This window comes from Halarchaeum nitratireducens (genome assembly GCF_014647155.1).
GTDB classification, from domain to species: domain Archaea; phylum Halobacteriota; class Halobacteria; order Halobacteriales; family Halobacteriaceae; genus Halarchaeum; species Halarchaeum nitratireducens.
In genome coordinates, this window is record NZ_BMOQ01000002.1 from 55,750 (window position 1) to 75,643 (window position 19,894).

Genomic DNA, 19,894 nt, shown 5'->3' on the forward strand with positions numbered 1-19,894 from the left:
ATCGGTCCACCTCAGTCGCCGTCCGGGATACCCTCGATGTCGCCGCCGTCGTCGCCGACGACGAACTGGCCGGCGGCGCGCTGTGCGCTGTTGACGAGCGTCACACGGAGGACGTAGGTGGCGACGAGGACGAACGGGGCGAACGCGACGGCTTCGACGGCGACGACGAGGAGGTTGCTGTCCGGGAGATCGGTGAGGAAGTGCATGAACGCCGCGACGATCGCGGCGGTCGGGACGGCCGTGAGGACGAGGTCACGGGAGAGGTCGGCGAGATCGCGGCGCGTGTAGAGCGTCTTGAAGTATTCGCGGGCGGTCGCGGCGTACTGGAGGAGCCGAAGCATCTCCTCGATGCGCTCGGCGGTCCCGTCGTCCAGCTCGTCGCCGTGCGCGGCGCGGATCGCGCGGAGGTCGTGGATCTGCCTGTCGTGGTCGTAGTCGATTGTCGCCAGCACGACGTCGAGGGTGTCCTCCGCGCTTTCGAGCCCGCGGTTCATCTCGCCGGTCTCCTCCGCGAGAGTCTCGACGTACCCCTCCAAGTCCTCGCGTAGCTCGAAGTCCGCGGCGCCGAGGTCCTCTTCGAGGCGCTGGGCGCGTTCGAGGATACTTCCGGAGAGGAGTCGAAGGAGCGCCTCGGGTTCCGCCGGAACGTGCTCGGTGTCGACGACGGTCTCCAACTGGCGGCGGTACTCGACGACGCTCTGCACGCGACCGAACTGCTGTGCGAGCGGGTGCTGTTGTTGGGAGACGAACAGCGTGTTGACGGTGACGACGATACTGAAGAGGAAGAACGTCCCGCTGAGGAGCGCCGAGACGAGCGATATCGTGGGACTGGAGTCCGCGAGCGGGTTCTTCGCGCTCGCAAGGAGGGCGCCGGCGACGGGCCCGAAGGTGGTGAACCCGACGAGGAGGACGATCGTCGTCAGGACCCGTCGGTCGGCGGTGAACGCCATCCACCGGTACCAGTCGCGGCGCCATCTGTCGAACTCCCGCTCTCCCATCGAGCGACCGAACGGCCCTCATCGCCAAAAGACGCACGGGACACCGGAACGGATAACGCGCTGGCGCGACACTGGATCGGCGTGCCCTCCATCGAGTCGTTCGCCACGAAGCGCGGCACCGCGCGCTTCGAGGACAGCAAGATTCTCCTCGAATCGTCCGTCGCCGGCTACCTCCGATCGCTCTACCGCGACTACTGGAAGAGCGACGCGTGGTGGCGTCGGGCGATCTTCCTCGGGTACGTCCTATGGGTCGTCTTCGCGATCGGGTGGTCGGCGCGACTGGTCGTCCTGCTCGTCCAGCGCGACGCCGACCCGATCTGGGCCGCCGGCGGCGCGGGCGTCGTCGCCGCGCTCTTGGTCGCGCTGTGGCTCGCGAACTACCTCCGGGGGTATCGCTCGCCCGACCGGATCGCGCTCGACGACGTCGAGTCGGTGACCGCGACGCGGGGCGAGCGGGGGCTGACGCGCCCGCGGCTCGTACTCGCGTACCGCGACGGCGACGCGACGCGCAAGCGCCGCGTGAACCTCCCGTCGCTCCTCATGCCGGACGGCGCGGAGACGTACGAGCGCGCGGTGACGGCGTTCGTCGAGCGCGGCATCGACGTCACGGGCGACCGGGCTGGCGTCGTGGACCCCGACGCGGGCGACGGGAACGACGCGGCGGCCCCTGACGCGGGTCCCTGAGTCGCGCGCCCGCCTCCGTCGTCCCCGTTCCGCCTCCGTCGCGGTCCACGACGCGGCCCGCCGCCTGTCGGGCATTTATCAACGCCCGCGCCCACTCGGGAGTATGGACGACGGTGGCGCCGATGGCGCCGATCCCCGGAACCCGATGTGGCGGCTGTACGCGGAGCACGGCCGCGGCAACTGGGAGTGGGTGGCCGGCGGCGCGCTCGCCACCGTCGCGGGCCGCCTGCTCGGCCTCGTCCCCGCGTACATCGTCGGTCTCGCCGTCGACTCGATCTTCCTCGGCGCGCGGCCGTTCGGGCTCCCGTTCGTTCCCGCCGACTGGCTCCCCGCGGCGACGGCCCGGTGGGCTCAGGTGGAGGTCGCGGTCGGCGTGTTGCTCGCCGCGACGCTCGCGGGCGCGGCGCTCTCGTGGATCGACGACTACGCGTGGAGCGTCTTCGCCCAGCGCACCCAACACGACCTCCGCGCGGCGACGTTCGAGCGTCTCCAAGCGCTCGATCTCGCCTTCTTCACGCACCGCCGAACGGGCGAACTGATGAGCGTGCTGAACAACGACGTGAACGCCCTGGAGACCTTCCTCGCGGACGCGGTGAGCTCCTCGCTGTGGATCCTCGCGACCGTCGGCGGCATCGGCGCGGTGATGCTCTCCCTGAACGCGCCGCTGACGCTCGCCGCGCTCCTCCCGATCCCGCTGCTCGCGGTGTTCACGCTCGTCTTCGCGCGCGTCATCGAGCCGCGGTACCTCGCCGTCCGCGAGGAGATCGGCGACCTGAACGCGCGTCTGGAGAACACGGTGAGCGGGATCGAGACCGTGAAGACGGCGAACGCGGAGACGTACGAGGCCGCGCGGACGCGCGAGGCGTCGCTCGCCTATCTCGCGTCGAACCTCTCGGCGATCCGCGCGCGCATCACGTTCTTCCCGGGGCTGAACGTCATCTCCGGCGTCGGCTTCGCCGTCACCTTCCTGCTCGGGAGCTACTGGGTGCTCTTCGGTCCGCCGTTCGGCCTCGCGGCGACGCTCACCCCCGGCGAGTTCGTGACGTTCGTCATCTACGCCCAGCAGTTCGTCTGGCCGATCGTCCAGTTCGGCGACATCGTCGACGACTACGAGCGCGCGAAGGCGGCCGGCACGCGCGTCTACGGGCTCTCGACGCGCGAGCGCGAGATCCGCGACGCCCCCGACGCGACACCCCTCGACGTCGGTGCGGGCCGCGTCGCGTACGACGACGTCTCGTTCTCGTATCACCGGCCGGGCGGGAACGGCGACGACGGGGACGGCGACGGCACGAACGGCGGCGGGAGCGCTGTCGACGACACCGACGGCGGCACGCGCGTCCCGGTCCTCCGCGACGTCTCGTTCGCGGCCGAGGGCGGGGAGACGATCGGCGTCGTCGGGCCGACGGGCGCGGGGAAGTCCACGCTGCTCAAGCTCCTCCCGCGGCTCTACGACGTCGACTCGGGGGCGGTCCGCGTCGACGGCCGGGACGTCCGGAACGTGACCGTCGACAGCCTCCGGGGCGCGATCGGCTACGTCGGGCAGGACCCCTTCCTCTTCTACGGGACGGTGCGCGAGAACGTTCGCTACGGGTCGTTCGAGGCGAGCGACGCGGCCGTCGAGGCGGCGGCGAAGCGCGCGCAGGCCCACGCGTTCATCGAGCGCCTGCCGGACGGCTACGAGACGATGGTGGGCGAGCGGGGCGTGAAGCTCTCGGGCGGCCAGCGCCAGCGTCTCGTCGTCGCGCGTGCGATCCTGAAGGACCCCGACATCATGATCCTCGACGAGGCGACGAGCGCGGTCGATACGGAGACGGAGGCGCTCATCCAGCGCGCGCTCGCGGACTTCGCGGCGGACCGGACGACGTTCGTCATCGCCCACCGCCTCTCGACGGTCCGCCACGCGGACCGGATCCTGGTCGTCGACGACAGCGAGGTCGTCGAACGCGGGACCCACGAGGACCTCCTCGAACGGGACGGACTGTACGCGAACCTCTGGCGCGTCCAGGCCGGCGAGATCGCGTCGCTCCCGGCGTCGTTCCTCGAACGCGCGCGAGAACGGGGCGACGCCCTCTCCGACGAGGACTGATCGTCAGAGCGCGACGAAGACGACGGTCGTGACGAGCGCGGCCGCGACGACCGCGGTCGCGGTGATCCGGACGGCGTACTGCTGGTCGGCCGCCCGGTTCGCGGGGTCCTCGACGGTCCCGCGATCGTCCGACTCCTCGAAGCTGTACCGGCCCAAGAGGGCGAGGAACGCGCAGAACGACTTCGAGGCTTGGAGATACCACTCGGTCGCGAGCGCGAGCGGCACGAAGAGGGCGGGGACGAGCTCCTGCGGGACGATGCCGACCACGACGCCGAGCACGAACGCGCCCGCGGCGACGAGGGCGGCCGCAGCGTACGTGTATCGCCGGCGACGCTCTCGCTGACCGATATTGCACACGCCGGCCCGGTAACGGGACTGAGACGTTGCCACGTCCGTTCGGACGGTCGTGGAGCGCCTAAAAGACTGGGTCCCGCCACTCACTGCCGGTAGGGGGCGGGAACGTCGGCCCGTGCCGACGGCGGTCGTCACGGCACCGTCTGGTGCGCGTCGAAACGATTCGAACGGAACGACTTACTTCGGGAGCGCCCAGCCGAGCCCGATGTCGAGGGTGACGGCGTAGGTGAGGTACATCAGCCAGATCCCGGTGAGCACCTGGAAGAGCGCGACGGACTTCTCGCCGGTCTCCGAGCCGGTGAAGCGCGCCCAGATCTCGGAGAGGTAGACGAGCGTCAGCCCGAAGAAGAGGACGGCGACCGGGAGGACGCCGCCCAGGTAGAAGTTCACCGTCCCGAGAATGGAGAGCAACAGGAACGCGATCGCCATCCACGCGTCCGGCCGGGGATCGAATCCCTTGTACATCTTCCACCCGAGGACGAACCAGTGGACGCCGTACGCGGTAAACGCCAGCGCTGCCATGTAGAGCAGGTGGTCATCGCGGAAGGCGTCGAACCAAGTGAGGCCGCCCCAGAGGAGGATCCCGGTGACGAACTGGAGGAACCCCGGCATCCAGATACCCCAAGAGCCGAGGGTCTGTCGCGTCGTTTCGCCCTTTTCGGGGAACTCGAAGAGGTTCGTACCGCCGATGATGAAGTACCCGGTCCCGAGCCCGAAGAAGCCGAGGGCGACGGGAGCGAGTGCGCTTGCGACCATGTCCGTCCCGTGCTTTTAGTGTCCGTGTATTAACGCTTCGAGAAGAAGCGAGGAAGTCGACTACACAAGAACGCCGGTTTATCTCACGTGCTCGTCGCGTCGGCCGCGGCCGCCGGTCCGTCGGAGAGCCGTCGCGCGCCGTAGACGACGGCCGCGCCGACGACGCAGAGGCCGGCGGCGACGACGAACGCGACGTCGAAGCGGTAGGCGGCGAGCCACCCGCCGAGGAGGCCGCCGACCGCGCCGGCGACCGCGGCGAGCGCGGCGTAGGCCCCCAAGATGCTCCCCCGTGCGCCCTGCGGCGCGAACCGCGAGACGATCGCCGTTCCGGTGACGGCGATGAACGCCCACGTGACGCCCACGACGAAGAGGAGCGCACCGACGGTGGCGAGCGCGCCGAGCGTCCCCGTGAGCGCGTCCGCGCCGAAGAGGCCGACGCCGGCGACGCCGGTGAACGCGGCGGCCCGGAGGCCGAGCGCGCCGCCCTGTACGAACCGGACGTCGCGCGCGCTGCTGACGTGACCCGCACGGCCGAAGAGGAGCGTCGAGGCGGCGTTGTTCACGAGGTAGAGCGCGAACACCATCCCGGAGGAGAAGCTGAGACTCGAATCGAGGTAGAGCGGGAGCGGTGCCCAGAAGACGGAGAAGCCGGTGAAGAACAGGAACGCCGCCCCGAAGTAGAGCCAGAGCGTCGGCGGGAGCTCCGACCCGATCCGACGGAGGCGAGCGAGCGACAGCGAGCGCGTCGCCCAGAAGAGCCGGTTCGTCCCGTACGCGAACGTCGCGTCCGGCGCGTTCCGAGAGGTCCGCGAGAGGATGGCGGCGACGCGGCTCGCGCGCCGCGGGCCGACGTGGAGGTCGTCGTGACGCGGGAGCGAACGCGCGGCGAGCACGGCGGCCCCGACCCCGAAGAGCGCCGCGACGGCGAACAGCGACCCCTGTACGACGTCCGTCGACGCGACCGTCGCCACCCCGACCGTCCACACCGTCCCGAGGACGAGCCCCGCGGTCGATCCGTACCCCTGAAAGACGTTCAGACGGGCGATCCGACCGTTCCACGCCTGCTCGGGCGTGTCACCGACAACGAGCATCGTAACGACGGGCGAGATCGCCGCGACGGCGAACGCGAGGACGGCGTAGACGGCGATCACCGACCAGACGCTGTGCAGGAACGGGAGGGCGACGAGGGCGACGGCGGCGACGGCGAGCGCGGCGACGACGACGCCGCGGCGGTCCCCGGTGCGGTCGGCGTAACGACCCGCGAGTATCGCCCCGGGGGCGCCGACGAGCGACGACAGCGACGCGGACACGCCGAGCGCGCCCGGCCCGCCGCCGAGATACACGACGTAGAGCGGGACGAGCAGTCCGGCGACGCTGGAGGCGACCGCGGAGAGCGAGAGCGCGTAGAGCCAGCGATCCGAGGGCATGAGCGTGGCGTCGCGCGGCGGCGTCTAAACGTTTCTCACACGACACCGCCGACGGCCCTCCCGATCCGCCGTTCTCCTCCACCCGAACTTTTGTCGCTCGCGGGCCAACGCTCACCCATGCGACTCTTCCGAACCATCGGCGTGGCGGCGGGCGCGGTCGGTCTCGCGGCCGTCGCGGACCGCGCGCTCGGCGCGTACGCCGGCGACCTCGAACCGCCGCTCGACGGCCGCCGCGGGACGTTCCGCTGGCGCGGGATGGACGTGGCGTACACCGAGGCCGGCGACGCCTCGGACCCGACTGTCGTCTGCCTCCACGGCGTGAACGCCGCGGGATCGAGCGGCGAATACCGGGCGGTCTGGGACGCGCTCGCCGAGGAGTACCACGTCGTCGCGCCCGACTTCCCGGGCTTTGGCTGCTCGGATCGGCCGCCGATCGACTACGACGGCGACCTCTACACGGCGTTCGTCGCGGCGTTCCTCGAACGGTACGACGAGCCGGCGGTGATCGCGGCCTCGCTCGCGGGCGGCTACGTGGCGAACGCGCTCGCGCGCGACGAGATCGATCCGCGGGCGCTCGTCCTCGTCTGCCCCTCCTCGGGCGCGATGCCCGGTCCGAACCCGTGGGCTCGCGGGGTCGTCCGCGCGCCGCTGCTCGGCGACCTCCTCGTCGATCTCGCCACCTCGCGCTACTCGATCCGGCGCTCGAACGCCGACCACGGCTACTACGACGTCGAGGCGGCCGACGACGCGTGGCTCGACTACCAGTGGCGGAGCGCCCACCAGCGCGGCGCGAAACACGCCGTCGCGGCGTTCGTCGGCGGCTATCTGAACGTCGACGTGGACCTCGAAGCCGCGCTCGCGGACGCCGACGGCCCGGTCACGCTCGTCTGGGGGTCGGCCGCGGAGACGACGACGCCCGCGGAGGGGCGCGCGCTCGCCGACGCCGCGGGAGCCGACTTCGTCGAGCTCGACCGGACGGCCCTCGTCCCGCACGCGGAGCGGCCCGCGGCGTTCCTCGACGTGATCGCCGGGCGCCTCGTTCCCCTCTGACTCGCCCGCGACGCGGCTCGACTCACCCGTGACCGCCGCCGTCGGGCGCCGAATCGACGCATCCAAACCCCCACGCACCCACGTACTACCAATGGCCGACACGCCGACGGATCGGGAGTCCACGGACGTCGAGGTGGCCATCATGGAAGCGACCTACCGCGCGCTCCGCGAACACGGGTACGCGGACCTCACGATGCGCGCCATCGCCGAGGAGTACGGGAAGACGACGGCGGCCATCCACTACCACTACGACACGAAGGACGACCTCCTCGTCGCGTTCCTCGAATACCTCCTCGATAAGTTCCTCGATCACGTCCATGACGCCCGCGAGGCGGAGGCGGAGCCGGAGCGTCACCTCGGCGACCTCCTCGACGGTCTCCTGATCGACCGCGAGGGCGACTACGATCTCGTCTGCGCGCTCCTCGAGATGCGCGCACAGGCGCCCTACCACGACGCCATCCGCGAGCAGCTCGTCCGGAACGACGAGTACATCCGCGACGTCTTCGCCACCGTCATCGCCGACGGCGTCGAGCGCGGCGTCTTCCGCGACGACGTCGACCCCGACGCCGCCGCCTCGGCCCTCATCACGATCGTGAAGGGCGCGCGCACTCGGTTCGTCGTCCTCGCCGACCCGTCCGTCCTCCACGTGGCGCGCGACGTCGCCGGCACGTACGTCGCGGACGTTCTCGAAGTCTGAGGCGCGTCCTCGGAGCGCTCGCGTCGTTCGGTGTTCGCCGCGTCTGTCTCACTTCGTTCGAGCTACCTGCTCGCGGGCCGCCGTGCTCCTCGCTCGCTGTTCCGCGGTCGCTCCGCGATCACGTTGACGCGAACGGCGACGCCGTAAGCAACGCGGTCGCTTCGCGACCGCGTTCAGGCAAACGGTGGAGCCGTGAGCAACGTGATCGCGGAGGGATCACGCTAGTCGTCCGCAGGCGAGGGTGTCGCCCCCGGCACGTCGACGCTCGGCGCGTCGACGCCGAGTTCGTCGAGCGCGACGTCCGCGGCGCGCTTGCCGGAGAGCAGCATCGCGCCGAACGTCGGCCCCATGCGCGTGAGGCCGTGCGTCGTCGCCGTCGAGAGCCCGCAGGTGAGGAGGCCGTCGTGGATCTTGCCCGTGTACTCGACGACCTTGTCCTCGGAGTCCGCGATCCACATGGAGTCGTGACCGGGCGAGTCGTGACCGGGCGCGCCGTACTCGCCCTCCTCGGTGGTGTCCATCCCCGTCGCTTCCGTCTCGTCGATGCCGGGCGCGTCGACGACGCCGCGCTCCTGGAGCTTGGAGACGACGACGGCGTCGTGACCCGTCGCGTCGATGACGAGGTCCGACTCGACGGCGACGGGGTCGACGCACGTCAGCTCGCGCGGGAGCGCGTGGACGGGCGACCAGTTCATCACGATGCCCGACACCTCGTGGTCCTCGCGGACGACGACGTCGGTGAACTCGGTCATGTTCTGTACCTTCGCGCCGGCGTCGCAGGCCGCGTGGATGAGCGCCGAGCAGGCGTGCGGGCCGTCCGCGAGCTGGAGGCCGTCGGCCTCCTCCGCCTCCTCGTAGGGGACGCCGAGTTCGTCGAGCACGCGCTGGGCGGGCTCGCGCACGGTGAGCTTGTTCATGAGGAAGCCGCCGAGCCAGAACCCGCCGCCGAGGTAGTTGTTCTTCTCGACGACCATCACGTCCACGTCGCGCTCGGCGAGCTCCTTCGCCGCGACCAGTCCCGAGGGGCCGCCGCCGACGACGATGACGTCGGTGTCGGTGTAGTCGAGGAACTCGTCGCCCCACGAGCGGGCGATCGCGTTCGTGACCTGTGCCTCCGTCGCGTCGCTGAAGCCGCTGAACGACATACCACCTAGTGATACAACTGGGTATTTAACCGTGGCGGTGCGGGGGCGACTGACGGACGCGTCGCTGGCCGGGATCACCGAGTGATCGGAAGAAACGAGAGTGAACGGAGCGTGGGGTGTTACGCGTAGCGGCTCCGTCCGGCGCTGCCGGCGAGCTCGGCGAGATCCGCGTGGACGTCGGCGATCCGCTCGCGGATGTCGCGGCCGGCGACGCGCGGGTCGAAGACGTCCTTGTTCGGCGACCAGTCCGCGTCCTCGAAGAAGGTGTCACGGCTGTCCGGGACGCCCTCCGGCGGGACGAGCTCGTCCGTGTGCGCCCGGTAGAGGTCGAAGGCGGTCCGCGTGTACTCGTACTGATAGCGGGTGTCCTTGTTCATCTTGCAGATGCCGTACTGCATCATCTCCTCGACCTGCGAGGGCTGGAGGCCGGAGGAACCGTGGAGGACGAGCGGCGTGTCGAGGCCGTGATCGCGCAACGCGTCCTCGATGTCGCGCGCGAGGTCCGGCCGGAGTTCGAGGTCCTTGCCCTTCGCCACGCCGTGCTGGGTGCCGACCGAGATGGCGAGCAGGTCACAGCCCGTTCGCTCGACGAACTCGACGGCCTGCTCGGGGTCGGTGTAGTAAGCCTCGTCGGCCTCGATCTCGTCCTCGACGCCCTTGATCCGGCCGAGCTCGGCCTCGACGAGGACGTCCGAGCCCTTCTCCTCGGCCATCTCGACGACGCGCTTCGAGCGCGCGACGTTCTCCTCGAACTCCTCGTGGCTCGCGTCGATCATGATCGAGGAGGGGATGTCGAGGTCCATCTGCGCCTCGATGAACTCCATGTCCGTCTGGTGGTCCATGTTGAGGAAGACGCCGATGTCCCGCTGCTCGGCCATCACCTCGATGTAGTTACCCATCGCCTTCAGGCCCGCCACCTCGTCCCCGTCGCCCGCGAAGCGACAGGCTCCAGCGCTCATCTGGACGAGGAGGTCCGAGTCGACGCGCTCGGCGCCCTCCAGCAGTCCCAACAGCACGTTCGGTTCCGCGACGTTGCTCGCGACGAGGCCGAAGCCGTCCTCCAGCCCGTCTGCGTACACCTTCGAGAGTTCGTCGCCGCCGTAGAAGCCCATTGTATTACCTCGTCCGGGTGATCCCCCGCCACCCGTATAACTGACACGGAAAAACGCAGACCCGCGCAGAAACGAAAAACTCCGATTCGAGTTAGCCGCTGAGCCACCGGCGAAGCCGGCGGAAGATCCCCTTCTCCGGGTCGCCGCCGCGCTTTACCGGCTCGTCTCCGTCTTCGTCGTCTGCCGCCGCGTCGCCGTCTTCTCGCCTCTCGTCCGTCTCCGTGGACTCGACCGTCCCGGACCCGGATTCGGATTCGGACTCGGACTCGGGGGCGTCGCCCTCGTCGATGATGCCGGATTTGCCCGCGTTGGCCGCCTCGACGGCGCGTTCGACCATCTCGTCCGCGCGGTTGACGCCCGCCTTCACGGGTCCCCGCACGACCGGCTTCCCCTCGAAGCGGTCCGTCTTGACGGCCGTGTCGGCCGTGATGATGACCGCGTCCGCCGCCGCGATGTCCTCGGCGGTGAGTTCGTTCTCCGCCCCCATGGCGCCCTGGACCTCGACTTTGATGTCGTGGCCCATTCCCTCGGCCGTCGTTTCGAGGTTCTCGGCCGCCATCTGGCTGTGTGCGATGCCCGTCGGACAACTCGTGATTGCGACTAGTTTCATGGTTACGGTAGGAGGTCGATCACTTCGTCTCTGCTGGCGGCGGCGAGCGCGCGTTCCGCCAGCGCCGTCGCCGCCGCCGTGTCGATCTCCGAGACGCGCTCTTTCACCGCCGGCACCGTCACCGCGCTCATCGAGAGCTCGGTCAGCCCGAGTCCGACGAGCAGTTCGGTCAGCGCCGGATCGCCCGCCATCTCGCCGCACATCCCGACCCAGACGTCTGTTCCTTCGGCGGCGGTCGTCGTCGCGTCGATCGCACGCAACACCGCCGGCTGACGGAAGTCGCCGAGGTCCGCGACGGCGTCGTTGCCGCGTTCGGCCGCCATCACGTACTGCGCGAGGTCGTTCGTCCCGATGCTGAAGAAATCGACGTGCGAGACGAATTCGTCAGCCATGAACGCCGCGGCGGGCGTCTCGATCATCACGCCGAATTCGGGGCGTTCGGCCTCGATACCCTCGGAGCGGAGGTCCTCGACGACCCGATCGAGGACGGTCTCGGCCGCCGCGATCTCCTCGACGGTCGTGACGAGCGGGAGCATCACGGCGAGGCTCCCGACGTCCGTGTCCGCGTCCGCACGGAGGAGCGCACGCAGTTGCGTCTCGAAGAGGTCTGCGTCCGGGCCGAGCGAACGCCGGATGCCGCGTTCGCCGAGGAAGGGGTTCTCCTCGTCGGGCAGATCGAGGTACGGAACGGGCTTGTCGCCCCCGACGTCGAGCGTCCGGACGACGACGCGGCCCTCGGGGAACGTCTCGATCGCCCGCTTGTAGGTCTCGTACTGCTCTGCCTCGTCGGGCGCGTCGTCGCGGTCGAGGAAGAGGAACTCGGTGCGAAAGAGGCCGATGCCGTCCGCGCCGCGGTCCGCCGCGGGACCGAGTTCCGCCGGCGTGCCGACGTTCGCCGCGACCTCGATCTCCCGGCCGTCGGCGGTCTCGACGCGCTCCTCGCGGACGCGGGCCTCCGTGCCCTCGCTCGCGGCCGCGACGGTGTCGTCGCTCGGATCGACGACCACCTCGCCCGTCGTGCCGTCGATGACGACCGTCTCGCCGTCCGCGACCGACGTCAGCGCGTCACCGACGCCGACGACTGCGGGGATGGCGAGCGAGCGCGCGAAGATGGCCGCGTGGCTCGTCCGTCCGCCCGTGACCGTCGCGAATCCGGCGACGCGCTCGGGGTCGAGTTGCGCCGTGTCGCTCGGCGTGAGCCGCTCCGCGAGCACCACCGATCCATCCGGGAGCGCGGAGAGATCGACCCGCTCGCCGTCCGTGAGGAGCCGGAGGAGCCGGTCCCGAACGTCGCGGAGGTCGTCCGCGCGCTCGGCCATCTTCCCGTCCATCGCGGCGAACCGCTCGACGAACTCGTCGAAGGTCTCCGCGACGGCGTGGGCCGCCGGGAGGCCGTCGTCGATGCGCTCGGCGACGCCGTCGGCGATCTGCGGGTCGGTGAGGAACTGCACGTGCGCGTCGAAGACGGCGGCTTCGTCCTCGCCGACGCGCTCGGCCGTGCGCTCGCGCTCGGCGTCGAGCTCGGCTTCGGCCTCGTCACGCGCGTCCTCGAACGCCGCCAACTCCGCCTCGCCGTCGACCTCCGCCGGCGCCGGCCGCTCCGGGAGGTCGGCGTCCGGCCGGTACCAGACGGCGGTGCCGACGCCCGTGAGCGGCGTGACGTCGACCCCCGAGAGTCGTCGTTCGCTCATCCCTACAGTTCGTCCTCCGGCGTCGAGAGCAGCTCTTCGAGGGCGTCGAGGGCGGCCACGGCGTCCGCTCCCTCGGCGACGATGCGCAGCTTTTCGCCACCGGCGACGCCGAGGCCGGTGACGGCGAGCATCGACGACGCGCTCACGAGGTCGTCGTCGGCCGCGCCCTCGGGGCCGACCGACACCTCGGCGTCGTACTCGTTCGCGGTCTCGACGAACAGCGACGCCGGGCGGGCGTGGAGGCCCTCCTCGGGAACGACTTCGACGACACGCTCGGGCATCTCAGGCCACCTCCTCGATGATGATCTCCTGCACTCGCTCGGCCGTCTCCGCCGTGTGGAGCTTCTCGCGGGTCTCCTCGTGGACGAGCGAGCGCGAGAGGCTGGAGAGGATCTGGAGGTGGTCGTCGCTCGACGCCTCGGGGACGAGGATCATGAAGAAGAGCGTCGCGGGCTCGTCGTCCATCGCGCCGAAGTCGACGCCCTCGCTGGAGCGCGTGAACGCGAGCGTCGGCTCCGCGACGCCCGCCGTCTTCGCGTGCGGGATGCCGATGCCCATACCCACGCCCGTCGTCGACTCCTCCTCGCGCGCGAGGAGGTCGGCGAGCGCCTGCTCGTGGTCCGAGACGCGCCCGGCCTCGACGGCGAGATCGAGGAGGTGCTCGATCACCGCCTCCTTCTCGGCCGGCGGTTCGTCGAGGGAGATCAGATCGACGTCGATCAGTTCCTTCAGTTCAGTTTCGTTCATCGTTTGTGAGTGGTGTTGCGCGGGGTGTAAGCGTTCCGCACTCGCTCGGCCGCTACGCGTTCCCGACGCGCTCGTCGTACGCCGGCGTGATGGCGTACTCGATGACCGCCGTGACGACGGCGCCGAGCGCGAGACAGCCGAGGAAGAGGAGCGGCTTGTTCGAGAGCGGGATCACGAAGATGCCGCCGTGCGGGGCCGGCATCGTGACGTTCAGTCCCATCGCCGCGGCGCCCGCGACGGCCGAACCGGCGACGATGCCCGGGATGACGCGACCGGGGTCGGAGGCGCCGTAGGGGATCGCGCCCTCGGTGATGAACGAGAGGCCGAGCGGGATGGCGTTCTTCGCGTTCTCGTACATCTCCGCCGGGTACTTCTCGGGGGCGACGAGGTTGGCGATCGCCATGCCGAGCGGCGGCGTCATGCCGGCGATCATCACGGCGGCCATCGGCCCGTAGATCTGCTCGCCGATGAGGCCGACGCTGAAGACGTACGCGACCTTGTTGACGGGCCCCCCCATGTCGAAGGCCATCATGCCGCCGAGGATGGCGCCGACGAGGACCGCCTGACTGCCCTGCATCCCGGTGAGCCAGGCAGTGAGCGCGGCGTTCGCGATGGAGACGGGGACGCCGACGACGAACAGCATCACGGGGAGGAGCACGAGCGTCGTCACCACCGGGATGATGAGCACGGGCATCATCGGCTCGATGAACCCGGGGACGTCGCGGCGCTTGAACCACAGCGCGACGTAGCCGGTGATCAGGCCGGCGACGAGCGCGCCGAGGTAGCCGGCGCCCGCGGCGCCGCCCTGGATCCCGATGATCGTCCCCGCCTCCTGCAGGACGTTCCCCTGCTGGATGAGGTAGGAGAGGACGAAGCCGGGCGCCAGTCCCGGTCTGTCGGCGATCGCGTACGAGATGTACGCGCCGAGGATCGGCACCATGATCGTGAGGCCGATGTTTCCGACCTGCGCGAAGAACCACCCCAGGGTCCCCGTCGCCTCGAAGACGTTCGTGACGTCACCGAAGACGCTCGCGGACGCGTAGCCGAGCGCGAGGAAGATCCCGCCGATGGTGACGAACGGGATCATGTGCGACACCCCCGTCATCAGGTCGTCCTTGATCGAGGTCAGGTACTCCCGATACGTCGTGGTCAGATCTGCCATAGTCTGTCACGATAGTTGTGAGAGAGTGTTTAAAACCGTTCGGGTTTGCGTCTTTCTGCTCGGTTCTGCGCGAGATCAGTGCCGCCGGACGCGTACGTCGTCGCGGACGGCCGCGATCTCGTCCAGATCGGGGACGCTCGTCCCCGCGACGCCGACGACCCGGGAGGAGACGGCGACGCCCTGTGCGAGCGCCGTCGCGTCGTCCGCGCCGTCGTCGTACGCCGCGAGCACGCCAGCGAGGAGGGAGTCGCCGGCGCCCACGGTATCGACGACGTCAACGTCGAGCGCGTCCGCGACGAACGCTCCCCTCGGTCCGACGAGCACCGCGCCGTCGCCCCCGAGCGAGGCGATCACGCGTTCGTACCCCGTCTCGCGCAGCGCTTCCGCCGCCGCGATGCAGTCGTCGACGCTCGCGGTCGCCATCCCCGTCGCCGCCGCGAGTTCCTCGCGGTTCGGCTTGCAGAGGGCGTACTCGCTCTCCAGCTCGGCCAGCATCTCGCCGCCGACGTCGACGGTCGTCGCCCAGTCGCCGGCCGCCGCGAGCCGGTCGACGTCCGCGGCGCGCACGCCCGGCGGGAGGCTTCCACCGACGACGAGCGACGGCGGCGCGAGTTCTCGCACGCGCGCGAGCAGGTCCTCGACGGCGCGCTCGGAGACGCGCGGGCCGTCCTGATTGATCTTGTACTCGCCGTCGGGCGCGAGGATCGTCTGATTCAGCCGAGTGGACTCATCAACGGTGACGAACGCCGTTTCGAGGCCCGCGTCGTCGAGCTCGTCCGCGAGCACTCGCCCGAACGGATCGCCCAGAAAGCCGCTGGCGGCCGTTTCGGAGCCGAGCGCACGGAGGTACTGCGAGACGTTGATCCCCTTCCCGCCCGCATCGACGCGCGCACCGCTCGTCCGGACGACGGCCCCGGAGTCGAGCGGTTCGTCGAGCGCGACCGTGTAGTCGAGTGCGGGGTTCGGCGTGACGGTGAGGATCACGCCGTGTCCTCCTCGGTGACGCGGACGCCCGCGGCGTCGAGCGTCTCCGCGAGGCGCTTCGGGAGCGCGGCGTCCGTGATGAGGTGATCCACGTCGTCCAACTCCGCGAACTGCACGAAACTGCGCTCGCCCACCTTCGAGCCGTCACAGACGAGCACGACCCGGTTCGCCTTCTCCACCATCAGCTCCTTCATCCGCGCCTCGTTCTCGTTCGGCGTCGTCAACCCCGCCTCGACGTCCAGCCCGTTCGTCCCGAGGAAGAGGAGGTCGAAGTTCGTCCGCTCCATGAACGACTCCGCGGTCGGGCCGACGAGCGCGCGCGTACGACTCCGGAGCGTCCCGCCGGTGAGCTTCACCTCCTCGACGCGCTCCCCGAGTTCGACGGCGAGCTGCGGCGAGTTCGTCACCGCGAGGAGGTCGCTCGGGACGCGGCGGGCCACCTCCGTCGTGGTCGTCCCCGCGTCGAAGAAGACAACTTCGGTGTCCGCGATCTCCTCGACGGCGCGCGCCGCGATGGCGCGTTTCGCCTCCAGGTTCTTGACCTCGCGCTCGCCGTAGGACCGCTCGCTGGCGACCGACGTGGCGGGGAGCGCCCCGCCGTGGCTGCGCTCGATCAGTCCCTCCTCCGCCAGCGCCCGCAGGTCGCGCCGGATCGTCGCCTTCGAGTAGTCGAGTTCGTCGGCGAGCTCCGAGACGGACTGGCCGTCGTGCGTCGACACCAGCTCCACGATCTTCCGTTTTCTCGCTTCCGGTAGCATTGCCAGAGGTAGTCTCTACCGGGAGATAGCGCGCACCGCCTATAACTATTTATTTCCGATCGTGCTCGTTTCCGATCGAAACGATCGGGCGGTCTCACCGCCGCCTCGAACGCTTCGGTCACGAAGGGGAATTGTTTAACCGTGTCGCAGGCCTACCGCCTCTATGAGCGACAATCAGGGCCGTCGGAACCTCCGGATGCCCGACGACAACCAGGTCTTCGCGGTCGTCACCGAGATGCTCGGCGGCAGCCGCGTCCAGCTTCGCTGTGCGGACGGCAAAGAACGCATGGGCCGCATCCCCGGACGAATGAAGTTTCGGACGTGGATCCAGGAGGGCGACGTCGTCATCGCCGAACCGTGGGACTGGCAGGACGAGAAGGCGAACGTCGAGTGGCGCTACGACGACGACGCCGCCGAGCAGCTGCGCCAAGAAGGCCACATCCAGTAAGCGACCACCGCTCGGGTCCGTACGCGTTCGGCCCCGACGCTTTTCCTCGCGCCGTCCCACGCCTTGAGCGTGGACCCTCGACACAACGCACTCCGTCGAACGCTCGACGCTGACACCCCCGCGTTCGGCGTCCTCGACAACACGTACAGCCCCGCGGCCGTCGAAGTCGTCGGGGAGCTCGGCTTCGACTTCGTCTGGATCGACCTCGAACACGGCGGGCCGAGCCCGTGGGACGCCGACGCGCTCGAAGACCTCCTGCGCGCGGCCGAGCTGACCGACACCGAACTCCTCGTGCGGATCCCCGAGGCGAACCCGGCGATGATCCGCAAGGCCCTCGACGCGGGCGTCCGCAACGTCTTCCTCTCGCGCGTCGAGAGCGCCGACGAGGTCCGGATCGCCGTCGAGGCCGCGAACTTCGAGTACGCCGGATCGCCCGGTCGACGCGGTCTCGGGGGTCCGCGATCGGCGCGCTACGGGCTCGCGGACGACTACGTCGGAACCGAGGACGCGGAGATCCTCCTCGGCGTGACGATCGAGACCGCCGAGGCGGTCGAGAACATCGACGAGATCCTCTCCGTCCCCGAACTCGGGTTCGCCTTCCTCGGCCCGAACGACTTCTCCGTCGCCTACGGCGCGCCCGGCGACCTCGCCGATCCGGAGGTCCAAGCGGCGGTCGAGGCGGTGCACGACGCCGCGCTCGCGCACGACGTGACGCTCGGCGGGCTCACCTTCGGGATGGAGGACGCCGTCGAGAAGGTCGAGAGCGGCTATCGGCTCCTCCACGTCGGCAGCACCCTCGGCGCGCTCACGAAGACGTTCGACGGCTGGCACGACCGGTACGAGGACGCGACGCGGTAGCGCGACGCGCTCTCGGTTCACCCCGCCGCGCCGTCGTCGGGCACCTGCGTCTGGACGACGAGCGCGGCGAGCGCGGAGAGGGCGGCGGTGACGACGAACGGGGCGGTGAAGCCGTAAGCCGTGAGGGGACCGGCGACGACGGGACCGATGCCGGCGCCGAGGCCGAACGCCATCGTCAGCACGGAGAGCGTGGCGGCGTCGTTGCCGCCGGACGCGTAGTCGCCGGCGAGGGCGAGCGCGGGTCCGAACGCCATCGCGGCCCCGACGCCTTGGAGCGCGCGGAGGACGCCGAGGCCCCACGGGCCGGCGACGAACCCCTGCAGGAGCAGCGCCGGGGCGGCGACGAGGAGGCCGGCGACGACGAAGCGCTTGCGCCCGTAGCGATCGGAGAGCCGTCCGGCGATCGGTTGCGTGCAGACGAAGGTGGTGACGAACGCGGCGAACTGCGCGCCGAAGGCCGCGGCGCTCTGATCGAGGCGCGCGTTGATCGCGGGCTCGATGGCCGCGAAGAAGGCGATGCCGAGCGCGAGGACGAGCGTGGCGACGCCGAGCGCGAACACCGGATCGAGTCCACCGGTGCCGTCCGTCACGGCGAAGCCGAGGTCCTTCGCCGCCGCGGCGCTCGTGCTCACGGGGTCGCGGACGAGCGCGAGGACGACGACGAGTCCGAGCGCGGCCGCGGCGGCGGCGACGTCGAAGGAGAGTGCGAACCCGCCGATCGCGTGCCCGAGCAGGTCGTAGGGTCCGCGCGCGACGAGGAGGCCGGCGACGACGGGACCGAGCCCGAAGCCGACGAGGCGGAGGGCGTTGAAGACGCCGAAGTGCATCCCGCGGGTGTCCGGCGTGCTGTACTCGTTGATGAGCGCGACGCTCGCGGTGACGGTGCAGCCGACGCCGAGGCCTTGGACGGCGCGGGCGGCGAACAGGCCGAGGTAGCTGTCGGTGGCGAGGAAGGCGAGGTCGGTGACGCAGAGGACGACGAGGCCCGCGAGGACGAACGCGCGCCGGCGGCCGAGCCGATCGGAGAGCCGCCCGGCGACCGGCTGGATCACGGCGTCGAAGACGCCGAAGGCGGCGAGGACGACGCCGGCGAGGACGGCGACGGAGAGGCCGAGCGTTCGGCCGCCGACGCGGTCGCTGGCGACGTAGAGCGGAAGGGCGACGATGAGGAGGGCGTTCCCGAACGAGTCGGCGAGGCGGGCGATCCCGAGCGCGACGACGCGACGGTCGGGGCCGCTCACGCGGACCACCGCTCGCGGGTCGTGCGAGCCAGTCGGATTTCGGTCCCGGTGACGTTCGCGCGCCCCCCGAGACCCCTCTCAGTGTGCATGCACGACCGTTATCGGCTGGCCCACAAATCCCCCTCGGACCCACTCACGCCGGTCGGACGGTCGTCCCGGCGTCGCCGTCGAGCGCGGCGACGAGCGACTCGGGATCGGTGACGATCGCCCGGCCGCCGGTCTCGTCGACGAAGCGCGCACACGCGCTCACTTTCGGTCGCATGCTGCCGGCGGGGAGCTCGTCGGTCTCGCGGAGCGCGCGGAGTTCGCTCGGCGTCGTCTCGCGGATCGGCGTCGGGTCGTCGGTGTCGTAATCCCGGTACACCGCGTCGACGTCCGTGAGCATGACGACCGTCTCGGCGTCGACGACGTCCGCGACGAGACGCGTCGTGTGGTCCTTGTCGACGACCCCGGGGACGCCCTCGTAGTCGCCCGGCGTCGACCCCACGTCGTCGCTCGGAACGACCGGGACGCCACCGCCGCCCCCGCAGACGACGGGACCGGCCCCGTTCTCGACGAGCGCGGCGAGGTGGTCGGCTTCGAGGATCTCGACCGGGTCGGGCGAGGCGACGACGCGTCGGTATCGCGTGCCGTCGCCTCCGCCGCCGTGGATCGCGGTGGTCTCGAAGGGCTTTTCGGCGGCCTCGGACGCGGTGTAGTACGGCCCGACGGGCTTCGCGGGGTCGTCGAAGCCGGGGTCGTCGGGGTCGACGCGGACGCGCGTGACGACCGGGGCCGGCGGCCCGCCGAAGGCGTCGCCGAAGCCGCTCTGGAGGAGGTAGCCCACCTGCGCCTGCGTCTCGGCGACGAGGACGTCGAGTGGTTCGGCGCCGCCCTCGGACTCCTCCTCGGCGAGGAGTCGATTGCCGACCTGCGGGCCGTTGCCGTGCGTGAAGACGAGGTCGTGGCCGCGCTCGTGGAGCGGTTCGAGGGCGTCGCGCGTCTCGGCGATGCGCGCGCGCTGCTCGGCGACGCTCCCCTCGCCCGACCGGAGGAGCGCGTTCCCGCCGAGCGCGACGACGAAGCGACTCATACGCGTAGCGCGGG

Annotated in this window: 21 protein-coding genes; 6 read left to right on the plus strand and 15 right to left on the minus strand. The window is 70.4% G+C overall.

Annotation, left to right across the window (positions count from 1 at the left end):
• Positions 1–11 precede the first annotated feature (11 nt).
• Entirely contained in the window at positions 12–998 is a 987-nt protein-coding gene (locus IEX91_RS02710; protein WP_188876972.1) for a hypothetical protein, read from the minus strand.
• Positions 999–1,079: 81 nt separating this feature from the next.
• On the opposite strand from IEX91_RS02710, the gene IEX91_RS02715 reads away from it, so the two are divergent.
• Together IEX91_RS02715 and IEX91_RS02720 are read left to right on the plus strand one after the other, a co-directional pair.
• Positions 1,080–1,682: a hypothetical protein gene (locus IEX91_RS02715; RefSeq protein ID WP_188876974.1), complete on the plus strand. Its 603-nt coding sequence runs from the start codon at positions 1,080–1,082 to the stop codon at positions 1,680–1,682.
• A 103-nt stretch (positions 1,683–1,785) separates the two neighbouring features.
• On the plus strand, positions 1,786–3,768 hold the full coding sequence (locus tag IEX91_RS02720) for an ABC transporter ATP-binding protein (RefSeq protein ID WP_229772766.1): 1,983 nt from the start codon (positions 1,786–1,788) through the stop codon (positions 3,766–3,768).
• Positions 3,769–3,771: 3 nt separating this feature from the next.
• On the opposite strand, the gene IEX91_RS02725 is transcribed toward IEX91_RS02720, so the two are convergent.
• From IEX91_RS02725 to IEX91_RS02735, 3 genes are all read right to left on the minus strand, one after another.
• Positions 3,772–4,158, minus strand: coding sequence for a hypothetical protein (locus tag IEX91_RS02725; RefSeq protein WP_188876975.1), 387 nt, complete (start codon positions 4,156–4,158; stop codon positions 3,772–3,774).
• 141 nt (positions 4,159–4,299) lie between these two features.
• Entirely contained in the window at positions 4,300–4,878 is a 579-nt protein-coding gene (locus IEX91_RS02730; protein ID WP_188876976.1) for a hypothetical protein, read from the minus strand.
• Positions 4,879–4,961: 83 nt separating this feature from the next.
• Entirely contained in the window at positions 4,962–6,305 is a 1,344-nt protein-coding gene (locus tag IEX91_RS02735; protein WP_188876977.1) for an MFS transporter, read from the minus strand.
• A 117-nt stretch (positions 6,306–6,422) separates the two neighbouring features.
• Between IEX91_RS02735 and IEX91_RS02740 the strand changes: the two genes are divergently transcribed.
• A complete protein-coding gene (locus tag IEX91_RS02740; protein ID WP_188876978.1) occupies positions 6,423–7,355 on the plus strand; it encodes an alpha/beta fold hydrolase in 933 nt (310 codons plus the stop codon).
• A gap of 91 nt (positions 7,356–7,446) precedes the next feature.
• Positions 7,447–8,052: a TetR/AcrR family transcriptional regulator gene (locus IEX91_RS02745; protein ID WP_188876979.1), complete on the plus strand. Its 606-nt coding sequence runs from the start codon at positions 7,447–7,449 to the stop codon at positions 8,050–8,052.
• 221 nt (positions 8,053–8,273) lie between these two features.
• Here the strand turns inward: IEX91_RS02745 and IEX91_RS02750 are convergent, their stop codons facing one another.
• The 9 genes from IEX91_RS02750 to glpR all read right to left on the minus strand — a co-directional run bounded on the left by IEX91_RS02750 (position 8,274) and on the right by glpR (position 16,261).
• A complete protein-coding gene (locus IEX91_RS02750; protein WP_188876980.1) occupies positions 8,274–9,197 on the minus strand; it encodes a sulfide-dependent adenosine diphosphate thiazole synthase in 924 nt (307 codons plus the stop codon).
• 119 nt (positions 9,198–9,316) lie between these two features.
• Positions 9,317–10,309 carry a class II fructose-bisphosphate aldolase gene (gene fba, locus IEX91_RS02755; RefSeq protein ID WP_188876981.1) on the minus strand — a complete coding sequence of 331 codons (993 nt, stop codon included), beginning with the start codon at positions 10,307–10,309 and terminating at the stop codon, positions 9,317–9,319.
• Positions 10,310–10,400: 91 nt separating this feature from the next.
• Positions 10,401–10,919, minus strand: a complete 519-nt coding sequence (locus IEX91_RS02760; RefSeq protein ID WP_188876982.1) for a PTS fructose transporter subunit IIB — start codon at positions 10,917–10,919, stop codon at positions 10,401–10,403.
• Between the two features lie 2 nt (positions 10,920–10,921).
• Positions 10,922–12,610 (minus strand): phosphoenolpyruvate--protein phosphotransferase, encoded by a 1,689-nt coding sequence (ptsP, locus tag IEX91_RS02765; RefSeq protein WP_188876983.1) that lies wholly within the window; start codon positions 12,608–12,610, stop codon positions 10,922–10,924.
• A gap of 2 nt (positions 12,611–12,612) precedes the next feature.
• Entirely contained in the window at positions 12,613–12,891 is a 279-nt protein-coding gene (locus tag IEX91_RS02770) for an HPr family phosphocarrier protein (RefSeq protein WP_188876984.1), read from the minus strand.
• A 1-nt stretch (position 12,892) separates the two neighbouring features.
• On the minus strand, positions 12,893–13,357 hold the full coding sequence (locus IEX91_RS02775; RefSeq protein ID WP_188876986.1) for a PTS sugar transporter subunit IIA: 465 nt from the start codon (positions 13,355–13,357) through the stop codon (positions 12,893–12,895).
• 52 nt (positions 13,358–13,409) lie between these two features.
• The gene (locus IEX91_RS02780; protein ID WP_188876987.1) at positions 13,410–14,519 is read right to left on the minus strand and encodes a PTS fructose transporter subunit IIC; all 1,110 of its coding nucleotides are present in this window, start codon (positions 14,517–14,519) and stop codon (positions 13,410–13,412) included.
• 75 nt (positions 14,520–14,594) lie between these two features.
• Positions 14,595–15,503 (minus strand): 1-phosphofructokinase, encoded by a 909-nt coding sequence (pfkB, locus tag IEX91_RS02785; RefSeq protein ID WP_188876988.1) that lies wholly within the window; start codon positions 15,501–15,503, stop codon positions 14,595–14,597.
• Complete coding sequence (gene glpR / locus IEX91_RS02790; RefSeq protein WP_188876990.1) at positions 15,500–16,261, minus strand: HTH-type transcriptional regulator GlpR; 762 nt, start codon at positions 16,259–16,261, stop codon at positions 15,500–15,502. The genes pfkB and glpR overlap by 4 nt, the downstream gene beginning before the upstream one ends.
• A gap of 163 nt (positions 16,262–16,424) precedes the next feature.
• Between glpR and eif1A the strand changes: the two genes are divergently transcribed.
• The gene (gene eif1A / locus IEX91_RS02795) at positions 16,425–16,709 is read left to right on the plus strand and encodes a translation initiation factor eIF-1A (protein ID WP_188876991.1); all 285 of its coding nucleotides are present in this window, start codon (positions 16,425–16,427) and stop codon (positions 16,707–16,709) included.
• A gap of 63 nt (positions 16,710–16,772) precedes the next feature.
• On the plus strand, positions 16,773–17,567 hold the full coding sequence (locus IEX91_RS02800; protein WP_188876992.1) for an HpcH/HpaI aldolase family protein: 795 nt from the start codon (positions 16,773–16,775) through the stop codon (positions 17,565–17,567).
• 17 nt (positions 17,568–17,584) lie between these two features.
• Here IEX91_RS02800 and IEX91_RS02805 read toward each other — a convergent pair whose 3' ends face one another.
• Positions 17,585–18,808 carry an MFS transporter gene (locus tag IEX91_RS02805; RefSeq protein WP_188876993.1) on the minus strand — a complete coding sequence of 408 codons (1,224 nt, stop codon included), beginning with the start codon at positions 18,806–18,808 and terminating at the stop codon, positions 17,585–17,587.
• A gap of 133 nt (positions 18,809–18,941) precedes the next feature.
• The gene (locus IEX91_RS02810) at positions 18,942–19,880 is read right to left on the minus strand and encodes an amino acid kinase family protein (RefSeq protein WP_188876994.1); all 939 of its coding nucleotides are present in this window, start codon (positions 19,878–19,880) and stop codon (positions 18,942–18,944) included.
• Positions 19,881–19,894 lie beyond the last annotated feature (14 nt).

Bases quoted from the DNA above. Each gene is read 5' to 3' on its own strand.
- IEX91_RS02810 (WP_188876994.1), bottom strand. From the start codon at position 19,880: ATGAGTCGCTTCGTCGTCGCGCTCGGCGGGAACGCGCTCCTCCGGTCG.
- ptsP (WP_188876983.1), bottom strand. From the start codon at position 12,610: ATGAGCGAACGACGACTCTCGGGGGTCGACGTCACGCCGCTCACGGGC.
- eif1A (WP_188876991.1), top strand. From the start codon at position 16,425: ATGAGCGACAATCAGGGCCGTCGGAACCTCCGGATGCCCGACGACAAC.
- IEX91_RS02730 (WP_188876976.1), bottom strand. From the start codon at position 4,878: ATGGTCGCAAGCGCACTCGCTCCCGTCGCCCTCGGCTTCTTCGGGCTC.
- IEX91_RS02720 (WP_229772766.1), top strand. From the start codon at position 1,786: ATGGACGACGGTGGCGCCGATGGCGCCGATCCCCGGAACCCGATGTGG.
- IEX91_RS02780 (WP_188876987.1), bottom strand. From the start codon at position 14,519: ATGGCAGATCTGACCACGACGTATCGGGAGTACCTGACCTCGATCAAG.
- IEX91_RS02745 (WP_188876979.1), top strand. From the start codon at position 7,447: ATGGCCGACACGCCGACGGATCGGGAGTCCACGGACGTCGAGGTGGCC.
- IEX91_RS02750 (WP_188876980.1), bottom strand. From the start codon at position 9,197: ATGTCGTTCAGCGGCTTCAGCGACGCGACGGAGGCACAGGTCACGAAC.
- IEX91_RS02735 (WP_188876977.1), bottom strand. From the start codon at position 6,305: ATGCCCTCGGATCGCTGGCTCTACGCGCTCTCGCTCTCCGCGGTCGCC.
- IEX91_RS02775 (WP_188876986.1), bottom strand. From the start codon at position 13,357: ATGAACGAAACTGAACTGAAGGAACTGATCGACGTCGATCTGATCTCC.
- IEX91_RS02740 (WP_188876978.1), top strand. From the start codon at position 6,423: ATGCGACTCTTCCGAACCATCGGCGTGGCGGCGGGCGCGGTCGGTCTC.
- fba (WP_188876981.1), bottom strand. From the start codon at position 10,309: ATGGGCTTCTACGGCGGCGACGAACTCTCGAAGGTGTACGCAGACGGG.
- IEX91_RS02770 (WP_188876984.1), bottom strand. From the start codon at position 12,891: ATGCCCGAGCGTGTCGTCGAAGTCGTTCCCGAGGAGGGCCTCCACGCC.
- IEX91_RS02760 (WP_188876982.1), bottom strand. From the start codon at position 10,919: ATGAAACTAGTCGCAATCACGAGTTGTCCGACGGGCATCGCACACAGC.
- IEX91_RS02710 (WP_188876972.1), bottom strand. From the start codon at position 998: ATGGGAGAGCGGGAGTTCGACAGATGGCGCCGCGACTGGTACCGGTGG.
- glpR (WP_188876990.1), bottom strand. From the start codon at position 16,261: ATGCTACCGGAAGCGAGAAAACGGAAGATCGTGGAGCTGGTGTCGACG.